Annotated in this window: 14 protein-coding genes, 7 tRNA genes and 3 rRNA genes; 19 read left to right on the top strand and 5 right to left on the bottom strand. The window is 47.7% G+C overall.

Features of this window, described 5'->3' with window-relative positions:
• The gene (locus PRUTH_RS06895) at positions 1-375 is read left to right on the top strand and encodes a PH domain-containing protein (RefSeq protein ID WP_022945089.1); all 375 of its coding nucleotides are present in this window, start codon (positions 1-3) and stop codon (positions 373-375) included.
• A 130-nt stretch (positions 376-505) separates the two neighbouring features.
• On the top strand, positions 506-1,297 hold the full coding sequence (locus PRUTH_RS06890; RefSeq protein WP_045978064.1) for a putative porin: 792 nt from the start codon (positions 506-508) through the stop codon (positions 1,295-1,297).
• 69 nt (positions 1,298-1,366) lie between these two features.
• Here the strand turns inward: PRUTH_RS06890 and PRUTH_RS06885 are convergent, their stop codons facing one another.
• Positions 1,367-3,226 carry a M2 family metallopeptidase gene (locus tag PRUTH_RS06885; RefSeq protein ID WP_151172916.1) on the bottom strand — a complete coding sequence of 620 codons (1,860 nt, stop codon included), beginning with the start codon at positions 3,224-3,226 and terminating at the stop codon, positions 1,367-1,369.
• A gap of 189 nt (positions 3,227-3,415) precedes the next feature.
• Here PRUTH_RS06885 and PRUTH_RS06880 point away from each other — a divergent pair, with 189 nt between their 5' ends.
• Positions 3,416-5,689 (top strand): acyl-CoA dehydrogenase, encoded by a 2,274-nt coding sequence (locus PRUTH_RS06880; RefSeq protein WP_151173714.1) that lies wholly within the window; start codon positions 3,416-3,418, stop codon positions 5,687-5,689.
• Positions 5,690-5,727: 38 nt separating this feature from the next.
• Here PRUTH_RS06880 and PRUTH_RS06875 read toward each other — a convergent pair whose 3' ends face one another.
• From PRUTH_RS06875 to PRUTH_RS06865, 3 genes are all read right to left on the bottom strand, one after another.
• A complete protein-coding gene (locus tag PRUTH_RS06875; RefSeq protein ID WP_151172915.1) occupies positions 5,728-6,162 on the bottom strand; it encodes a hypothetical protein in 435 nt (144 codons plus the stop codon).
• A 116-nt stretch (positions 6,163-6,278) separates the two neighbouring features.
• Positions 6,279-7,247, bottom strand: a complete 969-nt coding sequence (gene cysK / locus PRUTH_RS06870; protein WP_022944543.1) for a cysteine synthase A — start codon at positions 7,245-7,247, stop codon at positions 6,279-6,281.
• Between the two features lie 132 nt (positions 7,248-7,379).
• On the bottom strand, positions 7,380-9,740 hold the full coding sequence (locus PRUTH_RS06865) for a carbohydrate binding family 9 domain-containing protein (protein WP_257221053.1): 2,361 nt from the start codon (positions 9,738-9,740) through the stop codon (positions 7,380-7,382).
• 208 nt (positions 9,741-9,948) lie between these two features.
• Here PRUTH_RS06865 and PRUTH_RS06860 point away from each other — a divergent pair, with 208 nt between their 5' ends.
• The 12 genes from PRUTH_RS06860 to PRUTH_RS06805 all read left to right on the top strand — a co-directional run bounded on the left by PRUTH_RS06860 (position 9,949) and on the right by PRUTH_RS06805 (position 15,801).
• On the top strand, positions 9,949-11,100 hold the full coding sequence (locus tag PRUTH_RS06860) for a dicarboxylate/amino acid:cation symporter (RefSeq protein ID WP_022944541.1): 1,152 nt from the start codon (positions 9,949-9,951) through the stop codon (positions 11,098-11,100).
• Between the two features lie 77 nt (positions 11,101-11,177).
• Positions 11,178-11,828 (top strand): UvrY/SirA/GacA family response regulator transcription factor, encoded by a 651-nt coding sequence (gene uvrY / locus PRUTH_RS06855; RefSeq protein WP_022944540.1) that lies wholly within the window; start codon positions 11,178-11,180, stop codon positions 11,826-11,828.
• 8 nt (positions 11,829-11,836) lie between these two features.
• Positions 11,837-13,657 carry an excinuclease ABC subunit UvrC gene (gene uvrC / locus PRUTH_RS06850; RefSeq protein WP_022944539.1) on the top strand — a complete coding sequence of 607 codons (1,821 nt, stop codon included), beginning with the start codon at positions 11,837-11,839 and terminating at the stop codon, positions 13,655-13,657.
• 51 nt (positions 13,658-13,708) lie between these two features.
• Entirely contained in the window at positions 13,709-14,260 is a 552-nt protein-coding gene (gene pgsA / locus PRUTH_RS06845) for a CDP-diacylglycerol--glycerol-3-phosphate 3-phosphatidyltransferase (RefSeq protein ID WP_022944538.1), read from the top strand.
• 161 nt (positions 14,261-14,421) lie between these two features.
• Positions 14,422-14,497: transfer RNA gene (locus PRUTH_RS06840), tRNA-Gly, on the top strand.
• 9 nt (positions 14,498-14,506) lie between these two features.
• Positions 14,507-14,580 (top strand) — tRNA-Cys (locus PRUTH_RS06835).
• 35 nt (positions 14,581-14,615) lie between these two features.
• Positions 14,616-14,702 (top strand) — tRNA-Leu (locus PRUTH_RS06830).
• 55 nt (positions 14,703-14,757) lie between these two features.
• A tRNA-Gly gene (locus PRUTH_RS06825) sits at positions 14,758-14,833 on the top strand.
• 38 nt (positions 14,834-14,871) lie between these two features.
• Positions 14,872-14,958: transfer RNA gene (locus tag PRUTH_RS06820), tRNA-Leu, on the top strand.
• Positions 14,959-15,013: 55 nt separating this feature from the next.
• A tRNA-Gly gene (locus PRUTH_RS06815) sits at positions 15,014-15,089 on the top strand.
• 33 nt (positions 15,090-15,122) lie between these two features.
• Positions 15,123-15,196: transfer RNA gene (locus PRUTH_RS06810), tRNA-Cys, on the top strand.
• Between the two features lie 56 nt (positions 15,197-15,252).
• A complete protein-coding gene (locus tag PRUTH_RS06805; RefSeq protein WP_151172914.1) occupies positions 15,253-15,801 on the top strand; it encodes a hypothetical protein in 549 nt (182 codons plus the stop codon).
• 45 nt (positions 15,802-15,846) lie between these two features.
• Here the strand turns inward: PRUTH_RS06805 and PRUTH_RS06800 are convergent, their stop codons facing one another.
• On the bottom strand, positions 15,847-17,259 hold the full coding sequence (locus PRUTH_RS06800; RefSeq protein ID WP_045978058.1) for an alanine/glycine:cation symporter family protein: 1,413 nt from the start codon (positions 17,257-17,259) through the stop codon (positions 15,847-15,849).
• 664 nt (positions 17,260-17,923) lie between these two features.
• On the opposite strand from PRUTH_RS06800, the gene PRUTH_RS06795 reads away from it, so the two are divergent.
• The 4 genes from PRUTH_RS06795 to PRUTH_RS06780 all read left to right on the top strand — a co-directional run bounded on the left by PRUTH_RS06795 (position 17,924) and on the right by PRUTH_RS06780 (position 24,558).
• Positions 17,924-19,458 (top strand): 16S ribosomal RNA (locus PRUTH_RS06795).
• A gap of 261 nt (positions 19,459-19,719) precedes the next feature.
• Positions 19,720-22,603: ribosomal RNA gene (locus PRUTH_RS06790) — 23S ribosomal RNA — on the top strand.
• Positions 22,604-22,718: 115 nt separating this feature from the next.
• Positions 22,719-22,833: ribosomal RNA gene (gene rrf / locus PRUTH_RS06785) — 5S ribosomal RNA — on the top strand.
• The 16S, 23S and 5S rRNA genes sit together here, the layout of an rRNA operon.
• A 678-nt stretch (positions 22,834-23,511) precedes the next feature.
• Complete coding sequence (locus tag PRUTH_RS06780) at positions 23,512-24,558, top strand: DUF2066 domain-containing protein (protein ID WP_306669451.1); 1,047 nt, start codon at positions 23,512-23,514, stop codon at positions 24,556-24,558.
• The last annotated feature ends 5 nt before the right edge of the window (positions 24,559-24,563 follow it).

Below are 24,563 nucleotides of genomic sequence, written 5' to 3'. Positions count from 1 at the left end.
ATGGGATTACTTAGTGGATTAATTGGCAATGCCAGTGAAGTAGATGAAGGGGAGTTAGACTCTTTACTTGAAGAGATACTTGCTCCAGGTGAGAACCTAGAAAAAGCGTATAAAGTGATCCGTGACTTATTCTTGTTCACTAACAAACGTCTGATCTTAGTAGACAAACAAGGTGTAACAGGGTCGAAGATGGAGGTGCTCAGTATTCCATTTAGTAAAATCACTAAGTTCAGTAAGGAAAGTGCTGGCCACTTTGATATGGATGCTGAACTAAAAATTTGGATAGGCTCTGATCCGAGTCCGTTGTGTAAGAACTTTAAAGCGGGTGATAACATTAACGAAGTGTATCGGATCCTATCTCGCTACGTTTTGTAAAAAACTGTACCTATATCTAACAAAAACTAACATTTATTTAAAACAATCAAGTGGTTAGTTAAGTTATAATTCATTTCAACAGCGCTAGAGTGGCGCTGTTTTAAAAAACTAGATATAGGGAAATCTATTTATGAAAAAACTATCCGTCGCCATCGCGTCTGTACTTTTCTCCGGTGCTGCCTTCGCACAGTCTTATCAATCAATCAGCAACCTTGAATACCTCAATGTAGAAAGTGAGGACAATGTTGCCGTAGATTCGATTTACTACTTCGCACCAAAGCAGGTGTTGGGCCCGCTTGATCAGTTTGAGTATATTAACAAAGAGTCAAACATCTTTGGCCGTATCTCAGACAATGATTATGCGACTGGCTACAACGTAGGCGGTGAATACTTCGCGGATCAATTCCTAGTAGGCGCGTCTTACAGCGTTGTTGACCCAGATGACTTCGACAGTGCTGATCAATACACACTAAGCCTTGGTTACCTAGTTAGCGACAACTTCTTGTTGAAAGCTGAGCGCGTAGACCCAGAGCACGGTGATGAAACTTACTTCTTCTCTGGCCGTTACGATCACGCTTTAAACAGCACTGATTACGTCGGTTTTGAAGTGCGTATTGATGACGAGTTCGACCACCGTGAGCTTAACGGTAAGTACTTCAAAGACCTTAAGCAAGGTAACTACTTAACTGTTGAAGCACAGTACATTAACCGTGACGATGCGGACAACTACTGGCAGCTAGGTTCTAACTACTACTTCAATAAAATGACGTCAGTATTCGTTAACTTCGACGATGAAGACTTCTATAACTTTGGTGCGAAATACTTCATCGACACCAACTTCGCAGTATCTGCTGGTTACGGCAGCAACTGGGATGAGTCAAGCTATGATCAGTGGTTCCTAAAAGCAACTGCACAGTTCTAAGCGTTGAACTAATTAATAAAAAAAGCCCAGCATATGCTGGGCTTTTTTGTCGCTAATGGTTAATAACGCTTACCAACCACATTGACGACCCTTGTTTTGCTCATCTAAGTAAGCTTGTAATGGTGCAAAATAATCAAGAATAGCGGTTGCATCCATTTGCTCTTTACCTGTTACTTTTGCGAGCGCTTGTTGCCATGGCTGCGAAGAGCCCATTTCTAACATCTCGTTAAGTCGCTGCCCAGCTTCTTTTGAGTTATAGATGGAGCAACGGTGAATGGCGGCGTCATTGCCGGCAATCTCACATAGGCTACGATGGAAGTCGAACTGTAAAATATGGGCTAGGAAATAGCGAGTATAAGGCGTGTTTCCAGGCACGTGGTACTTGGCCCCCGGATCAAAGTCCGACTCAGAACGAGCGATGGGAGCGCTGATCCCTTGATACTTCTTGCGCAATTGCCACCAAGCTTGGTTGTACTGCTCAGGGGTAATCTCTCCAGAAAACACCTGCCAACGCCACTGATCAACTAACAAACCAAATGGGATAAAGGCCACTTTATCTAGTGCCATGCGCATGAGTAAGCCAATGTCTTTAGATTCATCAGGGACTTCATCTAATAGGCCAATCTCTTTTAAATACTCAGGAGTGACCGACAGCGCAATCGTATCGCCAATGGCTTCATGGAACCCATCGTTGGCACTTTCTTGATAGTACAGAGGTTGCTGGTTGTAAGCGCGTTGGTAGAAGTTGTGTCCTAATTCATGGTGAATGGTGGCAAACTCTTCGCCGGTGCGCTGAATACACATCTTAATACGTAAATCATCTTTACTATCGAGGTTCCACGCTGATGCATGACATTGCACATCGCGATCCTGAGGTTTGGTAAATAAAGAGCGCTCATAGAAAGTATCAGGTAGCGGTGCAAAGCCCATGGAGGTGAAAAACTTTTCCGCACCGCGCACCATCTCGAGCTCATCATAGTCATGCTGCGCTAGTAGTTCGGTTACATCATAGCCAGGATCGGCATTTTCAGGCGCAACCAAGTCGTAGATATTACCCCATTGTTGTGCCCACATATTACCGAGTAAGTGCGCTGGAATGGTGCCATCTTCAGGTAATTTATCTTCGCCATACTGCTCACCCAGCTTGGCGCGCACATGACAGTGCAGGGAGTCATATAAAGGCTTAACTTGGCCCCATAGGCGGTCAAGTTCAGTGGCAAATTCATCGGCAGGCATGTCGTACTTACTGCGCCACATTGCGCCTGTATCGGCATAGCCAAGCTCTTGCGCGCCTTCATTCGTTAACGTGACTTGCTGTTCGTATAAAGGGCGCATAGGCTTAGAAATTTGTCGCCACCCTTGCCATAGATCTAATAACTCATTGTAGTCGCGACTCGATGCCATGGTTGCGGTCATCTCACCGAGACTTAAACATTGGCCACCATCTTTACAATACTCGCCTTTGCCATACAGACCATCAAGCTCAGCGACAATATTGGCCAGCTTTTCGGTTTTTGCTGCATCTTGTGGTGCCGGTAGCGTCAGTGCCAGTTTCAGTTTATCGAGTTTGCGGCGGCTATCAGCGTCTAACTCCAGATCATCAAAACGGGCAGCCTCATTGGCTAAACGCACGATGGTTTCGGTTACTTCTTGGTTCGCGGCCGCTGCGAGCTGTGCCGTATCATGAGTAATAAAATTGGCGTAAATCCACGCGGCACGGCTACTTTTCTCATACAGCTTGGCTAACTGCTGTTCAGTGTTTGCTAAAAACGCTTTGGCATCAGTTGCTGTGAGTTTGTTGCTGCTCATTTTTGTTTCTGCAGCGCTCTCAGTGGGCTGAGTTGTGGTTGTGTCATTGCAGCCACTTAACCCTAAGGTTACCGAGACCAAAACCGCACTCAGGCTCAGTTTAAATGGAAGACGTGTCATTATTTTTCCTCTAATTGTTATAGGCGATGGTGGGCATCGCTAACGCCGGCTAAATATAGCAGCGTACGCAGAGGGGGTAAATTATTATAGATAGTCAGAGCACTCGGCTAGTACATTGAAGGGATTGTAAATATTTGCCGTTCGTCCATACTGAAAAACACCCTTTACGGTATCAAGGAACACAAGATGATGTGGTTAGTTTTATTAATCATCGTAGCTGTGATCGTTATTTTCGCAGTACGAGATATTCGCATGAGCATTGTTACTCGACCAGTTTTCAAGTGGTTTAAACAAGCATTACCGCCGCTGTCTGCGACAGAGCGAGATGCCATGGAAGCGGGCGATATCTGGTGGGATGGGGAGCTCTTTCGCGGCAACCCCGATTGGCACCAATTGCACCAGTATGCAACCTCACAGTTAAGTGCTGAAGAACGTGAGTTTATTGATAACCAAGTCGTTGAGCTGTGCGCCATGCTTGATGATGAAACCATTACCGCACAACAGGACATGCCAGAGTCAGTGTGGCAGTACCTAAAGGGTGAGGGGTTTTTCGCCCTAATTATTCCCAAAGAGCACGGTGGCCATGACTTCTCGGCATTGGCCAACTCAACCATTGTTGCCAAAATTGCCAGTAAAAGCCTAAGTGCTGCGGTGACTGTCATGGTGCCCAATAGCTTAGGGCCCGCTGAGCTTCTGCTTCATTATGGCACCTTGTCACAACAACAACAGTGGTTACCTAAGCTTGCCAAAGGCGAAGCGCTGCCATGTTTTGCCTTAACCGGTCCAGAAGCAGGTTCGGATGCCGGTGCCATTCCAGATACTGGGGTTGTATGCAAAGGCGAATTTGCCGGTAAGGAAGTGCTGGGTTTACGCCTAAACTGGTCAAAACGCTATATCACCTTGGCACCGCGCGCGACAGTATTGGGCTTGGCCTTTAAAATGTTCGACCCCGACGGATTATTAGGAACAACAAAAAATATCGGTATTACCTGTGCATTGATCCCCACCGACCACCCTGGAGTACGCACTGGCGACAGACATAAACCCATGAATATGGGCTTTTTAAATGGCACCACAGAAGGGAAAGATGTCTTCATTCCACTTGAATGGATTATCGGTGGTGAAGTGCAAGCAGGCAACGGTTGGCGTATGCTAGTGGAATGTTTAAGTGCTGGGCGCGGTATTTCATTGCCAGCGCTGAGCACGGCAACCGGGCACTTGAGTGCGCGCACCAGTGGCGCTTACGCGGCGCTAAGGCAACAATTTGGTGTCGCAATTGGCGAATTTGAGGGAATACAAGAAGCCCTCGCTCGCATCGGCGGATTAACCTACCAATTAGAAGCTGCGCGGGTCTTGACCGCAACGGCGATAGACCAAAAATTAAGCCCCTCGGTGATCACCGCCATCGCTAAGTATCATATGACCGAGATGGGCCGCCAAGTGATCAACGATGCCTTGGATATACACGCCGGCAAGGGCATTCAAATGGGCCCCAATAATTATCTCGCCCATTGTTATATGGGCACACCGGTATCGATCACCGTAGAGGGAGCCAATATTCTTACCCGGAATCTGATGATTTTTGGGCAAGGCGCGATCCGCTGCCACCCCTATGTGATTGATGAAATGGTCGCCGCAGGATTGGATGATGAAGAAAAAGGGGTGCGTGAGTTTGATCCGCTGCTTTGCCAGCATATGTTATACAGTGCTGGTAATGGCGTTATGTCGTTTGTGCATGCGCTCACTGGTAGTTATTTTGCCAAGGCACCCGTCGGTGGAGCGACAGCCAAATACTACCGCTACCTAGGGCGCTTCTCTAGAGCACTGGCATTTTGTGCCGATATTGCCATGCTCCGTTTCGGGGGCGATTTAAAGCGCCGGGAAATGCTGTCGGCTCGTTTGGGTGATGTGCTCAGCCACTTGTACCTCGCCTCAGCAGTACTTAAGCGCTACCAAGATGAGGGCCATCAACACGCCGATTTGCCATTTGTACAATACAGTGTTGAGCGTAGCCTCTATCTGTGCACCAAAGCCTTTGATGAATTTATCTACAACCTAGGAAGCTGGCCACTGTCGTTGGCTGTTCGTGCCGTGGTACTACCGTTGGGCAATCATTTTAAAATGCCTAAGGATGAGGTCGCTAAGCAAGTTGCGCAGCATATGACTCGCAGTGGCGTGGTACGTGAGCGCCTCACGCATTTATGTGTGGTTGATGACAGCAATGGTACAGCGGTGCTTGATAAGGCTTTAGAAGCGCAACAACATGCAGCTCAAGGATATCGTGAGGTTCATAAGTTGCGTAAAAAAGGAGAGATTCAAGGGCTGACGATGATGCAGCTAATTGAAGATGCACGGGCTAAGAATAAGCTTAGTGCTGAGCAGAGCGAGCAACTGATTGCGGCTGAGTCACTAAGGCAAGAGGTCATCGCTGTGGATGTTTTTGCCGCACAAGAGTTTGAGTGATTAGAGACAATAAAAGGCCGCAAAAGCGGCCTTTTTTACTAACGACCGTAAGGGTCGGGGACAATCTCACTCACCAGCCAATCACCGCGTTCGCGGATCATCTTCACACTGCGCATATCATCGACTTGGTTACCATGAAAGTGCCCGGTGAATACTAAATTGATGGTAGCGTGGTCGCCGTATTGTTGGCGAACACTCATCTCGGTACGGTCTAACTCGATGGTGACCTGATCATATTGTAAATTAACTAGGTTACGGGTGAATTGTGATGCCGTACCGTAGGAGCGCATAATACGCGCTAATTTTGGGGTCGCATATTGTGTGGCGCGCTCAAGGTTATCGTGGTTGTACAACGCATAGAAGTACTGAGTTGCCACGTAGCCCGGAGAGTTAGGATCGCCTGTAATATCATCGTCGTTTTGGCCGCAGGCAGTCAATAAAAGTATCAGAGCAAGAAGTAAAGTACGTTTCATTCCACTGTATTTAATAAAGGCTATACACTGGAATAAAGTGTGAGGGGCAATTGAAAATATGTAAAGAAAAAGGCGCTAAAGCGCCTTTTTTTCAGAATAAAGAATGGCTCTTGGCTTTACTGCTCAAGTTCCTGATCACTGAACTCACCAGCAAACAACGGACTTGAAAGGTAGCGCTCGGCAGAGCTTGGCAGAATAACCACGAAGTTTTTATCAGCATTCTCTGGCTTTTCAGCAAGACGCTTAGCAGCGACCACAGCAGCACCAGATGAAATACCGGCTAAGATCCCTTCGTTTTTCATTAGTTCATGTGCCATAGCGATGGCGTCATCATTACTGACTTGTTCAACCCCATCTAACAACTCTAAATCTAGGTTACCAGGAATAAAACCAGCACCAATACCTTGAATTTTATGGGGGCCCGGCTTGACCTCCTGACCTGCCATTGTTTGGCTGATCACTGGAGAATCCGTTGGCTCAACAGCAATAGATTGCACATTTAAGCCTTTCTCTTGCTTAAGATAGCGGCTCACGCCGGTGATAGTACCGCCAGTGCCGACACCAGCAATGAAGAAGTCGACTTTACCATCGAGTGCATCAAAGATCTCTGGACCCGTTGTCTCGAAGTGAATTTTCGGGTTAGCTGGGTTTTCAAACTGCTGTAACAGAATGTATTTATCAGGATCGCTGTCATGAATTTCTTTGGCTTTCTCAATCGCACCTTTCATGCCTTTAGGACCTTCGGTGAGCACTAAATTAGCACCTAGCGCTTTGAGTAGCTTACGGCGCTCCAAACTCATGCTGTTGGGCATGGTCAACGTCAACTTATAACCTCGAGAGGCCGCAACGAAAGCGAGGGCAATTCCGGTATTTCCTGATGTTGGCTCGATAAGCTCTTTATCTTTGGTCAGTTGTCCTGATTTTTCCGCTTCCCATATCATTGAAGCACCAATGCGGCACTTGACGCTGAAGCTCGGGTTGCGAGCTTCTACTTTGGCATAAACATTACCACCGGTAACACGGTTAAGTTTTACTAACGGGGTGTTACCAATGGATAGGGAGTTATCTTCGTAAATCTTTGACATATTCAATACCTAACGGGTTTGTCGCTGTATACCCTCACTTTACTCACTGTTTATGAAAACTAAAGGAAAGATTGGCTATATGATATAGCCAATCAGTTATAACGAAGAGGTATATAAATGTAGTTTCTTATATCACAAAATCCAAGCGTAACTGAATTTTGCAAACAGTGTACGATTATCTTTTTCCAACTGTGATAAGTCATCGTCCTGGTAGCCACTGTCTGAGTAACCTACAAACACCACGGACTGTGGATTGAGTTTATAAGAGTAGAGCAGCTGGGTGCTCAATGCTCGATAGCGCGCATCCACTTCTTTAACGTAGCTACTGGGCTCGCGCTCGATGTCGGTATAAATCATGGTTAAACGCAAAAAGCTACGTAAATTAAACTGATAGGTTAAGCGTAAGTCACTTAAATTAGCGCTGAAGATGTCCTCACCTGAGCGACGTTGCAAATCCTCGTAGGTGTGGCGCAAGCGCAGCGCTAGATGCGAATTGATATTGTAATTCACAGTGGGGCGAATACGCACAAACTCACCCAAACGGTTATTGGCCAAATCAACCTTATTACCTTGGGTCACATCGATATCAGCAACAACACCGGCGCTGGGTTTGATGGACGCAAATAGGTTTATTTCGTTTTCGTTGAAGCGCGCACTATTGCCGTCGATTGCTAAGGATGATGGATCGGCTCGTAACCCACGCCGCTCTCGACTGATGGTGCCAAGCTCTAGATAACTTTGCCAGGGGCCGTCAAGTGAAACAAAGCTTTGCGCCTCTTTCTCTATTAACTCGCCTGCTTGGTTGTGGGTGATATCCCAATCTGCATACCATCGGGCGCGATTCCACCATGCGTCTTGCTCGGCGTACCAACGGTATTCACCACCGGTGGTAAACTTGTTGAAGTCAGTTTCACTAAGAAAGCCTAAATCCGCACGCAGTCCACGGCTGCGCATATGATAATTACCAAACAGGCTGTAGTATTTGGTGTCTCTATCCAAGCTTAAATAATACCCATAGCCATCATAGTGGCGCTCGTTCACACGTAGCAAAGCTTCCGAATAACCGCAGTCATAGCGGCTATCACAAGGTTGCACGGGTGGCGCTTGGCAAGGTTCATCGGCATCACATAATTGCTCAATGAAGTCCTCACTATAGTCACTTTGCGATGCCAGAGCTTGCACCACCAAGGTGGTGAAGTCGTCAAACCGATATTTACTATCGATGCTCAGCACTTCGTTGTGATAATCGTCACTGCGTCTGAACGTCGAACTGGCACCCAGGGAAAACGCACTGCTGATATCGTAACGATAGTGCAGCGCGCCGGCTTGTGAATGTTGCTCTAAACTCACAACTCGCGAACCTAAATTACCCGGTATAAGCACATTGGTTTGCTCATCGTTACTAATAAATGCGGCCACGGTGTGGCCATTCTTGCTTCCGGTTAGTTTCGCTCCTGCGCCAGGCGAAGCGATATTTCGGGTATAAATTAAGTTTAAATTCGAAGCAAAATAGTCGGCATTATCTAAAAAGAAGCTGCGCTTTTCTGGGAAGAATAAGCTAAAGCTTTCATTGACGTTGAGCTGTGCAACATCAGCCTCTACTTGTGAGAAGTCGGGATTAACAGTGGCATTGAGCGTTAAATCTGGAGTGATCCCCCATTTCAGGTCTAAGCTTGGCTCAATGTTATTGTCTTTTTGCCAAGGCTTTAGGACCGCGCCATTGATGTCGCGTTGTTGCTGTTGGTTAAGCACCAAGGAGGGGACAACGATGAGATTACTGCTTTGTTTGGCATTAGCAAAACCGTTCACTTGCGGCATTTGGCATATCCAGCAGTGATTACCATGGTCCAATTGCATACTTGAAAGGCGAAGGCGCTCATTTCGTGGATAAAAGCGCACTAACTCCATGGTCATGGCTTGGCTGCGTGGTGCGTCATCGAAGTTGAACATACGCATAGGTAAGGCTATTTCCACCTGGTATCCTTGGGCGGTGATGTGGCCTGCGCTATCCCAAATGCCATCCCAGGCACTGTTTTCAGTTTTACTCAACTCATTTTCGATAGAGTCTTGTTGAACTCCAAGCGGATTGACAAAAAACTGATAGGCGAGCTTGGCACTGCCATAGGTGTCCAGTTTTATCCCTACTAAGTCATCATCCCAAGCGCTATCACGATCGCGATAAAAGGCACGAATTTTCTCGGGGTGAGGGTCCTCGGCGATAAACCCTAAATAGAGGGTATCGTCATTTTCATAAATCAGCGCGGTGGTACTCACCGGTGATGGTTTATTTTCATAGGGCCAAGTGATGTTATTTACACTGATGCGCTTAGCCTGTTGCCATTGCGGCTCATCCAAACGACCATCAATAGTCGCTGCATCAGCGAGGTAGGGGATATTGAGTGCCGGCTGTGCCGTCTCAGCCAATACAATAAAGGGAGTAACGGCCATGGCTAAGACAGCAAGACGACCTGCGAGAAAACGAGACAAAAGCACAACATGTCCAAGTGATGATTCTTGATGGCGCTGTTGTAACAAGTTAGCAGGGTGTAAACAAAATATATTCGTTCAGTTGCGATTCAGCGCGATAAACTGCACAGGTGCTCAATGATTAGACACTTAGCTTTGTGCTCAGCGGTTTTTCCATACATTGATGGCAAAAAATGTTAAAACAGGTGGCATTATTCATTACTGCTAAACCATCATGAAACTAATACTTAAATTGGTTGCTGGCATTGTCCTTGGAATGCTAATCGGCGCCTTTGCACCGGAGGCCGTAGCACGCGCTTTGTATACTGCCAAAGTGCTCATCGGCGAGCTGATAGGCTTTACCATTCCACTTATTATTTTATTTTTTATTTGTTCAGGCATCGCTGGGCTACCCAAAGGGGCGAATCATTTACTTGGCCGCACAGTGGGGTTTGCTTATGGTTCGACGGTGGTAGCAGGGACCTTGGCAATCATTGTTATGACTTGGGCCGCCCCTTATATAAGTGGTTCAATCAATTTTCATGGCGGTGAAGAATCGGCTCTGAGCAGCTTTATTGATATAGAGATACCGCCGTTGATGGGGGTGATGAGTGCATTAGTGGCGGCATTCGCCTTTGGCATCGGTATCAGTCAGCGCCAGCTGACACAGTTACAACAAGTGGTTGATCAAGGGAAAGAAGTGATTGACGGGTTACTCTCTAAAGTCATCATCCCAGCGTTACCATTTTATATTGCCGGGGTGTTCGCTGACATGACCGTTGCCGGCACCGTAGCCTCAACATTGCAAACTTTTGCCGTTGTCCTTGCCATCGCTCTGGTTATGCATTGGGTATGGCTAAGTGTGCTGTACATTGGCACCGGATTATTATTGGGGCGCTCACCTTGGATGTTATTAAAGAATATGTTGCCTGCTTATTTAACCGCGCTTGGTACGATGTCCAGTGCCGCGACCATCCCGGTATCGCTCAAAGCCAGTAAAGATAATGGCGTGAAAGAACACATTGCTAATTTCAGTGTACCGCTGTGCGCGACCATACACCTCTCTGGCTCGACCATTACCATCGTTACCTGTGCCATGGCGGTGATGGCACTATCACCGACAATGGCGATAGGAAGCTTGACGGAAATGCTGCCATTTGTACTAATGTTAGGTATAGTGATGATCGCAGCCCCTGGGGCACCGGGCGGTGCGGTTATGTCGGCACTGGGGCTATTAACCAGTATGCTTGGGTTCACTGATGCAGCAATTGCATTAATGATCGCATTGTATTTGGCTCAAGATAGCTTTGGCACGGCCTGTAATGTGACCGGTGATGGTATCATAGCATTGTGGGTTGACCGTTTTTCTGATAAAACAAGTGCTTGATTTAGGGTGTAAGAATAATACGTGTAGTTGTTGTACAAAACAGCTGTAACTACACGTGTATAAAGAGGGTTTTCCTGTTGATTAATGTACTGCTAGTAGATGACCATGAACTGGTGCGTACCGGGATAAAGCGCATCCTTGATGATGTTCGCGGTTTTAAGGTTATCGGTGAAGCAAAAACTGGTGAAGAGGCGGTGCAGTTCTGCCGTCAAAATGAGCCAGACATCGTACTAATGGACATGAATATGCCGGGCATTGGCGGTCTTGAGGCCACGAAGAAGATCTGCCGTTACTGTCCTGATGTTAAAGTGATTGTGCTCACTGTCCATTGCGAAGACCCTTTCCCTAGCAAAGTCATGCAAATTGGCGCTCACGGTTACCTCACCAAAGGGGCGGGCCCTGAAGAGGTAGTTAATGCGATTCGCGCAGTGAACTCCGGTCAACGCTACATTGCGCCACAAATTGCTCAGCAAATTGCGTTGGCGCAGTTCAGTGGCCGCACCGACGAAAACCCATTTCAAACTCTCTCAGATCGCGAACTGCAAATTATGCTGATGATTACGCGAGGCGAAAAGGTGCAAAGCATTGCCGACCGATTAAATCTAAGCTCAAAAACGGTCAACAGCTATCGCTATCGTATATTCGAAAAACTGGCTGTGAACGGCGACGTGGAACTCACGCACTTAGCCATTCGCCATAAAATGATAGATATTGATAGCGACCACTGATCCTGGCTATGAGTTTTGCTGCCGACCAGTTTTTAAAAACGGTCTCTGAAGAACCCGGCGTATATCGTATGCTAGATAGTGAGCAGCAAGTGATATACGTAGGTAAAGCGAAAAACCTTAAAAAGCGCCTTTCAAGCTATTTTCGTAAAACGGGCCTCGATGCTAAAACGCAAGTATTGGTGCGTAATATTGATGATATCAATGTAACGCTGACCAATACTGAAACCGAGGCCTTGCTATTAGAAAATAACCTGATCAAGAAGTATCAGCCACGCTACAATATTCTACTTCGCGATGATAAGTCCTACCCGTACATTTTATTGACTAAGCATCAACACCCTAGATTAGCTTTCCATCGCGGTGCGCGCAAAATCAAGGGTGAATACTTTGGCCCCTTTCCAAGTGCTGGCGCCGTTTCTGAAAGTCTGCGTTTGATGCAAAAGTTGTTTCCCGTACGTCAATGTGAAGACAGCTACTACAAAGCACGCAGTCGTCCTTGTTTGCAGTACCAACTTAAACGCTGCAGTGCGCCCTGTGTTGGCAAAGTCAGTGATGAAGAGTACAGCGCCCAAGTAGACTACGTACGTAAGTTTCTCGGTGGCAAATCTCATGAGGTAATAAGTTCATTGGTGGCTAAAATGGAACACGCCAGTGAGCAACTCGCCTTTGAAAAAGCCGCCAAGTACCGTGACCAAATCCAGCTGTTACGTAAAGTACAAGAGCAGCAGTCAGTGTCCGGAAAGCACGCTGAGCTAGATGCCCTTGGTTATTGTCGCCGTAATGGCATGGTTGCGGTGCATATTCTCATGGTGCGCGATCACAAAGTGATGGGCAGCAAAACGTTGTACCCCAAAGTGCCAAAAGACTCCAGCGATGACGAAATTTTAACGTCTTTTATTGCCCAGTATTATTGTGCGCCGGGAGCGACTGGACGTATCGCGAAAGAGTTGGTGCTGCCCTTTGCAATTGATGAGCAGCAACCGTTGAGCAATGCTATGAGTGAGCTTAAAAGCACACAAGTAAAGCTCAATACAGTGCATCGTGGCGAACGCGCTCAGTATCTGCAGTTAGCGAACAAAAATGCCGACTCTAGCTTAGAAGTGCAGCAAAGCACGCAAGATGCTATCAATAAACGCTACGCACTACTTAAAGAGGCGCTACACCTTGATGATATCGCTCGTATGGAGTGTTTCGATATCAGCCACACCATGGGTGAGAACACGGTGGCATCATGCGTGGTGTTTGACCGTCAAGGACCCAATAAGAGTGAATATAGACGTTTTAATGTCACCGGCATTACCCCAGGTGATGATTATGCCGCGATGGCCTTTGCGCTCAATAAACGGTATGGCAAGCTGACTGACGAGAGCAAGATCCCGGATGTCATTTTTATTGACGGTGGTAAGGGACAATTGAACCAAGCCGTGGCGTTTTTTAGCGATTGGCCGTTTGCAAAAATGCCCTTGCTTGTCGGCGTCGCTAAAGGCACTAGCCGAAAGCCAGGTTTAGAAACGTTATTGATTGATGCCGGTCGCAAAACCGTATCTCTTGGCAGTGATTCACCCGCGTTGCATCTTATTCAACATATTCGTGATGAATCGCACCGTTTTGCCATTGCTGGACACCGTAACAAGCGCCAGAAGCAGCGTAATCAATCAGTGCTTGAGGAAATCGGTGGTGTAGGGCAAAAGCGTCGCCAAGCGCTGCTAAAATACCTCGGTGGTATGCAAGGCGTGAAAAGCGCGACAATTGAGCAGCTCAGCCAAGCGCCGGGGATCAGTCCCGCGATGGCGGAAAAGATATTTAACCATTTGCATGACAAGGCATAGCCCTTCGTGCGAATATTACTGAAAAGAAAACGCTAAGAACGCCTAGTAGTTATGTGGAACATTCCCAATACCCTAACAGCCTTTAGGTTGTGTTTAATCCCAATTTTTTTATTTATCTTCTATCTACCGAGTCAATGGGCGTTTTTCGCAGCAGCATTTGTATTTTGGCTAGCCTCGATCACCGATATCCTTGATGGCTATCTAGCTCGGCGTTTAAATCAGTCGACGCCGTTCGGTGCCTTTTTAGACCCTGTTGCCGATAAAGTAATGGTCAGTGCAGCCCTGGTGGTGTTAGTTGGCCACTATCAAAGTGCGTGGATGACCGTACCGGCGTTGATTATTATCGGCCGCGAAATAGTGATCTCGGCTTTAAGAGAGTGGATGGCGGAGCAGGGTAAGCGTGGTGAGGTAGCGGTATCCCAACTTGGTAAGGTGAAAACAGCGGCGCAAATGCTCGCCATCATTGGCCTGATTTGGCAATTTCAGCCTTGGATGGTGACCCTGAGTTATATTCTATTATACATAGCGACTATTCTGACCTTTGGCTCTATGGTGCAGTATCTCATGGCTGCGCGCCATAGCTTCTTCGCTAAAGAAGGCTAAATGTATAATAACACGCCGTTTTAGATAAAAATTAAGCAAACGATTCAAAACCCATATTTTTTGTATTGACGCGTTTAATAATCTCTGTAGAATGCGTCGGTGTTGAGAGGGCGCTAGCCCACCACTGATTTAACTAAGCGTTATAAACAGTGTTCAATGATGCGAGTATAGCTCAGCTGGTAGAGCGCAACCTTGCCAAGGTTGAGGTCACGAGTTCGAACCTCGTTACTCGCTCCAATCATTGATGGCGGAATGGCAGAGTGGCCATGCAGCGGATTGCAAATCCGTCTACCTCGGTTCGACTCCGGGTTCCGCCTCCATATCTCAACGTTTCCACACGCGTATAGCAACCCGAGCCCGGGTGGTGGAATTGGTAGACACAAGGGATTTAAAATCCCTCGCTGGTAACAGCGTGCCGGTTCAAGTCTGGCCCCGGGCACCATTTGCTAACATTGCTTCGGCAATGAGTATAAGTTAGCTCTTATACAGTTAGGATTGCGAGTATAGCTCAGCTGGTAGAGCGCAACCTTGCCAAGGTTGAGGTCACGAGTTCGAACCTCGTTACTCGCTCCAATCTACTTAACGTGTGTATGACAGCATGTCAGCCATCCGCCCGGGTGGTGGAATTGGTAGACACAAGGGATTTAAAATCCCTCGCTGGTAACAGCGTGCCGGTTCAAGTCCGGCCCCGGGCACCATTTTCTAGCATTGCTTCGGCAATAAGTATAAGATGGCACTTATATATTTAGAATTGCGAGTATAGCTCAGCTGGTAGAGCGCAACCTTGCCAAGGTTGAGGTCACGAGTTCGAACCTCGTTACTCGCTCCAATTCTTAATAACATGCTAAAATCATATCTCTACGGCGGAATGGCAGAGTGGCTATGCAGCGGATTGCAAATCCGTCTACCTCGGTTCGACTCCGGGTTCCGCCTCCATAATAAATCCCTTTTTACTTACAGTTATTTTGTATATTGGCATTCAGTTTAATGTCATGGCCGTTATACAAGTGAAACGGATATTCCTACTTTTTCCTAGTATTGTTTTGTTGTGCTCGTGCACCGCAGTTAAATTTAACCCACGTTATGAGCAGCAGTGGCATACTGTGATTGTTGCGCCATTTAGCGGAGACAGTAGCGAGCGCACAGTAAGCAAGCGTGTAGATTACCAATTGAGCACGCTCGCTGGGATCACTGTTATCCCTAGTTACAACGTCGATATGCTGCTTAAACAGCATGATTTGCAAGAGCAATATGAGCAGCACCCACGAGAAGCGCTTTTTGAGCTGGCTAAAAAGGTGAACGCGGACGGTGTGATAGAGGGGGAAGTGATTAGCAATCATGCCAATCGCTCTCAAGCTTTCCATCAAGTTGAGATCACTTCGCGCATCGTTGATACAAATAACTTAGCAATAGTAGCAACCAGCTATGAGCAAAACAGTGCACTGATCGGCTCGCTGAATGAGCTTTCTATGCAAAGCACTGACGAAATAGTTGCTGAGCTAAAAATAGCACTAGCAAAACTAGGGGCACAGCTGCCTTAAATACAAAAAAGGAGCGTGAAGCTCCTTTTTTGTTACCAAGCGTTTTTACCAAGAGTCGGGGTCGACTTCTTGTGCTAACTTGGGGTGTTTGTTTTTATCAAAGGTGGGTACGACACCTTGTTTTCGTTGTTGTTGGTAATCCTTACTCAGCCAAATCACGACGCCCGAAAGCATAAACAATGCAATGACATTAATAATGGCCATCATCCCCATTGAGATATCGGCGAGGGTCCACACAAGCTTTATCTCACCTAAAGAACCAAACATCACCATAGCCAATACCAAGGCGCGGAAAATCAGCATACCTTTCTCGTGATTATGTTCCAAAAATAACAGGTTAGTTTCTGCGTAAGAGTAATTTGCAACAATGGAAGTAAAGGCAAAAAATAAGATGGCAACGGCTACAAAAATAGCGCCCCATTCACCAACGTGTGTAACTAAAGCATTTTGTGTAAGAGCGATCCCAGTCAAGCCAGAGCCTGGGGCCAGCTGCCCTGAGAGCAATATGAGTGCGGCGGTCGCGGAGCAGATCACTATAGTATCGATAAACACCCCTAACATTTGCACGTAACCTTGGGATGCAGGATGCGGTGGGTTGGGGGTAGCTGTTGCCGCTGCATTAGCCGCACTACCCATACCAGCTTCGTTAGAGAATAAGCCGCGTTTTATGCCTTGGATCATCGCCTGCATGACTCCATAGCCAATGGCACCGGCTCCGGCTTGCTCAATACCAAACGCATGGTTGATAACAACCATAAAAACCTGAGGAAGCTGCTCAAGATTAACCGCGCACACATATAGTGCTAGCACTAAGTAAGCCAGTGCCATAAAGGGCACAACCAATTCTGCAAAGCGAGCAATGGTTTTTAAGCCACCGAATATGACAAAGCCAGAGCCTATAACTAAGGCGATGCCGACAACGTAATTGGGGATAGCAAAGGCCTCATTAAAAGCCGCCGCAATAGAGTTTGCTTGTACGGCATTGAACACCAGACCAAACGCAAGAATTAAGCATAATGAAAAAGCAACGCCCATCCAGCGTTTACCCAAGCCTTTTTCCATGTAGTAGGCCGGACCACCGCGAAAATTGCCGTGTTCATCCTTCACTTTATACGCTTGGGCTAATGTGCTTTCGGCAAAACTTGTGGCCATACCAATTAAAGCAATAAGCCACATCCAAAATATCGCACCAGGACCACCTAAATACAGAGCAACACCCACCCCGGCCATATTGCCGGTGCCAACGCGTGCAGCAAGTGACGTACAAAATGCTTGGAATGAGGATATCCCACCTTGCGCGCCTTGACGGCTGTTAAACATAACCTTAAAAGTATGGCCAAAGTCTCTAAATTGAATAAAGCCCAATCGCACAGTAAAGAATAGGCCAGCAGCGATTAGCAAATATACCAGCACATGCCCCCAAATAAGGCCGCTAATAGTATTAGCGATTTCGGTCATAACACGTGTACCTTTAGTTAGTATGAGAATAGCGCGGCAATCTAGCACATAGGTCGCGAGATTTTTAGTGAATTGGGGTATATAGATAAAAGAGCCACATAATCGGTTAGTTTATGTTCGAAAAGCAGTGTTATCCACAGGGTTTTGTGGGTAAATGGTGGTTAAGTTGTGGGGGGTATCTTGAGGTGATATTTTTTTCTGTTTTATTTAAAAAAGGGGTTGCGTTGATTTTGTTTCTCCCTATAATGCGCTCCCACTGACACGGCAGACAGCAACGAATAACAAGCTAGACGCAGTGTTAGAGAGTCAGATAAAACTTAGTTTAAAGCGAATTAAAAAAACTTAAAATTAAGTGTTGACACAAAATCAGGAAAGCGTAGAATGCGCAGCCCTGAACGGGAGCAAAGCTTCCGAGGCGAAAGCCTAAAACGTTCTTTAAAAATATGAAGCAATCATCTGTGTGGGCACTCGTACAGATTGAGTTCTAACAGCCGATTCTAGTTCGCTAGATGACGCAAACAGATTTAGAGTCTCAATTGAACTGAGTGACCAACGGAATAAATTTAATTTATTCAGCACAGTCAATTCGATATCGACAGATATCAAAATCAGTATTCATTGAGCTGATTCTTCGCCTTTCATTAGGTAGAGAATAAAAAACTTTTAATTGAAGAGTTTGATCATGGCTCAGATTGAACGCTGGCGGCAGGCCTAACACATGCAAGTCGAGCGGAAACGAAGAGGTGCTTGCACCTCTGGCGTCGAGCGGCGGACGGGTGAGTAATGCTTGGGAACATGCCTTGAGGTGGGGGACAACCGTTGGAAACGACGGCTAATACCGCATAATCTCTACGGAGCAAAGGGGGCTTCGGCTCTCGCCTTTAGATTGGCCCAAGTGGGATTAGCTAGTTGGTGAGGTAATGGCTCACCAAGGCGACGATCCCTAGCTGGTTTGAGAGGATGATCAGCCACACTGGGACTGAGACACGGCCCAGACTCCTACGGGAGGCAGCAGTGGGGAATATTGCACAATGGGCGCAAGCCTGATGCAGCCATGCCGCGTGTGTGAAGAAGGCCTTCGGGTTGTAAAGCACTTTCAGCAAGGAGGAAAGGGTGTAAGTTAATACCTTACATCTGTGACGTTACTTGCAGAAGAAGCACCGGCTAACTCCGTGCCAGCAGCCGCGGTAATACGGAGGGTGCGAGCGTTAATCGGAATTACTGGGCGTAAAGCGTACGCAGGCGGTTTGTTAAGCGAGATGTGAAAGCCCCGGGCTTAACCTGGGAACTGCATTTCGAACTGGCAGGCTAGAGTGTGATAGAGGGTGGTAGAATTTCAGGTGTAGCGGTGAAATGCGTAGAGATCTGAAGGAATACCGATGGCGAAGGCAGCCACCTGGGTCAACACTGACGCTCATGTACGAAAGCGTGGGGAGCAAACAGGATTAGATACCCTGGTAGTCCACGCCGTAAACGATGTCTACTAGGAGCTCGGCTTTTCGGAGCTGTTTTCCAAAGCAAACGCATTAAGTAGACCGCCTGGGGAGTACGGCCGCAAGGTTAAAACTCAAATGAATTGACGGGGGCCCGCACAAGCGGTGGAGCATGTGGTTTAATTCGATGCAACGCGAAGAACCTTACCTACACTTGACATCCAGAGAACTTTCTAGAGATAGATTGGTGCCTTCGGGAGCTCTGAGACAGGTGCTGCATGGCTGTCGTCAGCTCGTGTTGTGAGATGTTGGGTTAAGTCCCGCAACGAGCGCAACCCCTATCCTTAGTTGCCAGCGATTCGGTCGGGAACTCTAAGGAGACTGCCGGTGATAAACCGGAGGAAGGTGGGGACGACGTCAAGTCATCATGGCCCTTACGTGTAGGGCTACACACGTGCTACAATGGCGCATACAGAGTGCTGCGAGCCTGCGAGGGTGAGCGAATCACTTAAAGTGCGTCGTAGTCCGGATTGGAGTCTGCAACTCGACTCCATGAAGTCGGAATCGCTAGTAATCGCGAATCAGAATGTCGCGGTGAATACGTTCCCGGGCCTTGTACACACCGCCCGTCACACCATGGGAGTGGGTTGCTCCAGAAGTGGTTAGCCTAACCTTCGGGAGGGCGATCACCACGGAGTGATTCATGACTGGGGTGAAGTCGTAACAAGGTAGCCCTAGGGGAACCTGGGGCTGGATCACCTCCTTATACGATTTAGAACGAATTTGTTCGCAGTGTCCACACAGATGATTGTTACTTACTTGCTAAGGCGGGTAGGTAATATTTTGCTCTTTAACAATTTGGAAAGCTGATAAAAACTTTGAATCACGTTAAGTGATTTAGAGTTCTCAATAAGTAAAGAAAATGCCAGTTAATCGACAGATTAATTGTGCGTCTACTTTAGTATTCTATAACTTCTGGCGAAGTTAAACAGTCGCACCAAACAACTCAAACTACTTTGGGTTGTATGGTTAAGTGACTAAGCGTACACGGTGGATGCCTTGGCAGTTGGAGGCGATGAAGGACGTATTAACTTGCGATAAGCCTGGTCAAGCTAGTAAAAAGCGCTTGAGGCCAGGATTTCCGAATGGGGAAACCCACCTGCTTGCAGGTATCTTGCACTGAATACATAGGTGTAAGAGGCGAACGCGGAGAACTGAAACATCTAAGTACCCGTAGGAAAAGAAATCAACCGAGATTCCGAAAGTAGCGGCGAGCGAAATCGGAGCAGCCCTTAAGCTTATTTGATGTTAGTGGAAGGCTCTGGAAAGTGCCACGATACAGGGTGATAGTCCCGTACACGACAACGTCTAATAAGTGAAATCGAGTAGGTCGGAGCACGTGAAACTTTGACTGAATATGGGGGGACCATCCTCCAAGGCTAAATACTCCCAACTGACCGATAGTGAACCAGTACCGTGAGGGAAAGGCGAAAAGAACCCCTGTGAGGGGAGTGAAATAGAACCTGAAACCGTGTACGTACAAGCAGTAGGAGCCCTTCGAGGGTGACTGCGTACCTTTTGTATAATGGGTCAGCGACTTATATTTTGTAGCGAGGTTAACCGAATAGGGTAGCCGTAGTGAAAGCGAGCGTTAACTGCGCGTTGAGTTGCAAGGTATAGACCCGAAACCCGGTGATCTAGCCATGGGCAGGTTGAAGATTGAGTAACATCAATTGGAGGACCGAACCCACTAACGTTGAAAAGTTAGGGGATGACCTGTGGCTTGGAGTGAAAGGCTAATCAAACCGGGAGATAGCTGGTTCTCCCCGAAATCTATTTAGGTAGAGCCTCGGACGAATACCATTGGGGGTAGAGCACTGTTTGGGCTAGGGGGTCATCCCGACTTACCAACCCCATGCAAACTCCGAATACCAATGAGTACTATCCGGGAGACACACGGTGGGTGCTAACGTCCATCGTGGAGAGGGAAACAACCCAGACCGCCAGCTAAGGTCCCAAAGTGTATGTTAAGTGGGAAACGATGTGGGAAGGCTAAAACAGCTAGGAGGTTGGCTTAGAAGCAGCCACCCTTTAAAGAAAGCGTAATAGCTCACTAGTCGAGTCGGCCTGCGCGGAAGATGTAACGGGGCTAAACATACCACCGAAGCTGCGGCTGCAACGTAAGTTGCGGGGTAGGGGAGCGTTGTGTAAGTGGCTGAAGGTGTGCCGGGAGGCATGCTGGACATATCACAAGTGCGAATGCTGACATGAGTAACGATAATGCGGGTGAAAAACCCGCACGCCGGAAGACCAAGGGTTCCTATCCCATGTTAATCAGGGTAGGGTGAGTCGACCCCTAAGGCGAGGCCGAAAGGCGTAGTCGATGGGAAACGGGTTAATATTCCCGTACTTGGTATAGATGCGATGGGGGGACGGAGAAGGCTAGGCAGGCACGGCGTTGGTTGTCCGTGTGAAAGGCAGTAGGCTTGAATCTTAGGTAAATCCGGGATTCTTTAAGGCTGAGAGTCGAGACGACACTCTACGGAGTGGAAGCTGTTGGTGCCATACTTCCAGGAAAAGCCTCTAAGCTTCAGTCTATATCGAATCGTACCCTAAACCGACACAGGTGGTCAGGTAGAGAATACTAAGGCGCTTGAGAGAACTCGGGTGAAGGAACTAGGCAAAATAGTACCGTAACTTCGGGAGAAGGTACGCCCACATTAGGTGAAGGACCTGCGTCTGGAGCTGAAGTGGGTCGCAGTGACCAGGTGGCTGGGACTGTTTATTAAAAACACAGCACTGTGCTAAATCGTGAGATGACGTATACGGTGTGACACCTGCCCGGTGCCGGAAGGTTAATTGATGGGGTTAGACTTTGTCGAAGCTCTTGATCGAAGCCCCGGTAAACGGCGGCCGTAACTATAACGGTCCTAAGGTAGCGAAATTCCTTGTCGGGTAAGTTCCGACCTGCACGAATGGTGTAACCATGGCCACGCTGTCTCCACCCGAGACTCAGTGAAATTGAAATCGCAGTGAAGATGCTGTGTACCCGCGGCTAGACGGAAAGACCCCGTGAACCTTTACTACAGCTTGGCACTGAACATTGAGCCTACATGTGTAGGATAGGTGGGAGGCTTTGAAGTGGTTACGCCAGTAATCATGGAGCCATCCTTGAAATACCACCCTTGTATGTTTGATGTTCTAACGTTGGCCCCTGAATCGGGGTTGCGGACAGTGCCTGGTGGGTAGTTTGACTGGGGCGGTCTCCTCCCAAAGAGTAACGGAGGAGCACGAAGGTTGGCTAAGTACGGTCGGACATCGTACGGTTAGTGTAATGGTAGAAGCCAGCTTAACTGCGAGACAGACACGTCGAGCAGGTACGAAAGTAGGTCATAGTGATCCGGTGGTTCTGAATGGAAGGGCCATCGCTCAACGGATAAAAGGTACTCCGGGGATAACAGGCTGATACCGCCCAAGAGTTCATATCGACGGCGGTGTTTGGCACCTCGATGTCGGCTCATCACATCCTGGGGCTGAAGTCGGTCCCAAGGGTATGGCTGTTCGCCATTTAAAGTGGTACGCGAGCTGGGTTTAGAACGTCGTGAGACAGTTCGGTCCCTATCTGCCGTGGGCGTTTGAGAATTGAGAGGGGCTGCTCCTAGTACGAGAGGACCGGAGTGGACGAACCGCTGGTGTTCGGGTTGTTTTGCCAAAGGCATTGCCCGGTAGCTACGTTCGGAATCGATAACCGCTGAAAGCATCTAAGCGGGAAGCGAGCCTCGAGATGAGTTCTCACTTGGAGTTCGACTCCACTAAAGGGCCGTTGAAGACGACAACGTTGATAGGCAGGATGTGGAAGCGCTGCAAGGCGTTAAGCTAACCTGTACTAATTACCCGTGAGGCTTAACCATACAACGCCAAAGTGGTTTGTATGTGACTGTTTAAGCACAGAAGTTAAGAGACTAAAGTAGATTTACTTATACGGCTTTCCAAATGACTAACACGCCGTGTTAGCCCAAGTTTATGCTTGGTGATAATAGCGTTCTGGACCCACCTGACCCCATGCCGAACTCAGAAGTGAAACGGAACTGCGCCGATGATAGTGTGGGTTCGCCCATGTGAAAGTAGGTCATCACCAGGCTCCTAATTAGAGAGACCCGTTGCAGAAGTGCAGCGGGTTTTTTTATGCCTGTAGAAAAGAACCCCACACTTGTAGGCAAGGCTTGAGCCTTGCAACACCTATTCAGGGTAAACCCTGACCCACAACACAGCACATCCCCACTCATCGCATTTGTAGGCAAGGCTTCAGCCTTGCATCATCGAGTCAGGGTAAACCCTGACCTACAACACACCGAAACCCCTGTCACCACAACCGTAGGCAAAGCTTCAGCCTTGTATCATATAGTCGGGATAAATCCCGACCCACAACAGAACCAAACAACAGTAGAACCCCACACCTGTAGGCAAGGCTCTAGCCTCGCGACACCTTTGTCAGGGTAAACCCTGACCTACAACAGAACCAAACAACAGAAGAACCCGACACCTGTAGGCAAGGCTTCAGCATTGCAACACCTTAGTCAGGGTAAAACCCTGACCCACAACACATCATCATCGGTCATCACACCTGTAGGCAAGGCTTTTAGCCTTGCATCACCCTAGACAGGGTAAAACCCCGACCCACAACACAGGGATACATTAATCATTGTTAACCGCCTATATTCAGGCTCTCTTCATAGCCGTTGTTAATCTTAGCGAACCTTTTGCTTTGTTTTAGTCTTTGCTTTAGGATCAGGGCATTATGATTGAGGTATGAAGCAACGTGATCCGTAATTTATTCCTGCTATATGCAATGTTTATCGCCTTCTCAAGTCAGGCGATAGAGGTAAAAGGGCTGTACCAGTATCAACAGCCAGTAGATGATAAAACTCGTGCCAGCCGGGTCACGGCAAGTCAGAACGCATTATTAAATGTAGTGATCAAGGTCACGGGCGAGCCTGATGCAACGAACAACCAGGTGGTGCGGGGCGCATTATCTGATATCTCCGATTATATGACTAAATTTGAATACGGCGATAACGAAGGGCAATCATACTTAAACGTGCAATTTGACAGCAACAAGGTCAATACCTTAGTCAGAGAAGCCGGTTTGCCACTGTGGGGCAATCGCCGTCCTTTGGTGGTCATTTGGTTGGCGATTGAAGATGGCTGGCGACGGGAGCTGCTCACTGCTGATACCCACCCGCAAGTCGAGGGGTTACTGTCAGATCGTGCCTCTCGTCGCGGGCTCCCCATTGTTACTCCTTTACTCGACCTTGAAGACAGACAACATGTCGAAGTCACCGACGTATGGGGAAATTTCAGTGACTCGCTGGACATCGCTTCGCAGCGCTATATGGCAGAACGCGTTGTGTCAGCGAGACTCTATCAAGATGAACGCTCCGGAGCGTGGGAGCTCGATTGGCGCTTCACCAATGAAGATCAGTTCGAGGCCACCCGACACAAGGGCGACAAGCAACAGGTTATTCTCGATATGGTCGACGCGCTAGCCAGTGCCCTTGCCAGTGAGTATGCAATTGATGCGGCTTCTGGCTATGATGCACAGCAGCAAATGCTTAAGCTTTATAACACCACCAGTTTTGTTGATATTGAGTATGCCTTGCGGCGGTTACGTAGTCTGAGTGTGGTCACTGATGCCAACGTTAGTCATGTTGCTAAAAAGTTCATTGAAATAAATGTCAGTCATACTGGCAGTATTGATGACTTGCGCAAAGCACTGACGCTTGATTCCTATTTTAGTGATTATCGCGACCCAGATAAGTTTTATTACTCCACTAGCAATGACGATCTTGAGTATGCGTGGCAATAACTGAT

This window comes from Pseudoalteromonas ruthenica (genome assembly GCF_008808095.1).
Lineage (GTDB): Bacteria > Pseudomonadota > Gammaproteobacteria > Enterobacterales > Alteromonadaceae > Pseudoalteromonas > Pseudoalteromonas ruthenica.
The sequence above is the reverse complement of the archived record's forward strand: the minus strand, read 5'-3'. Positions and strand labels throughout refer to the sequence as shown.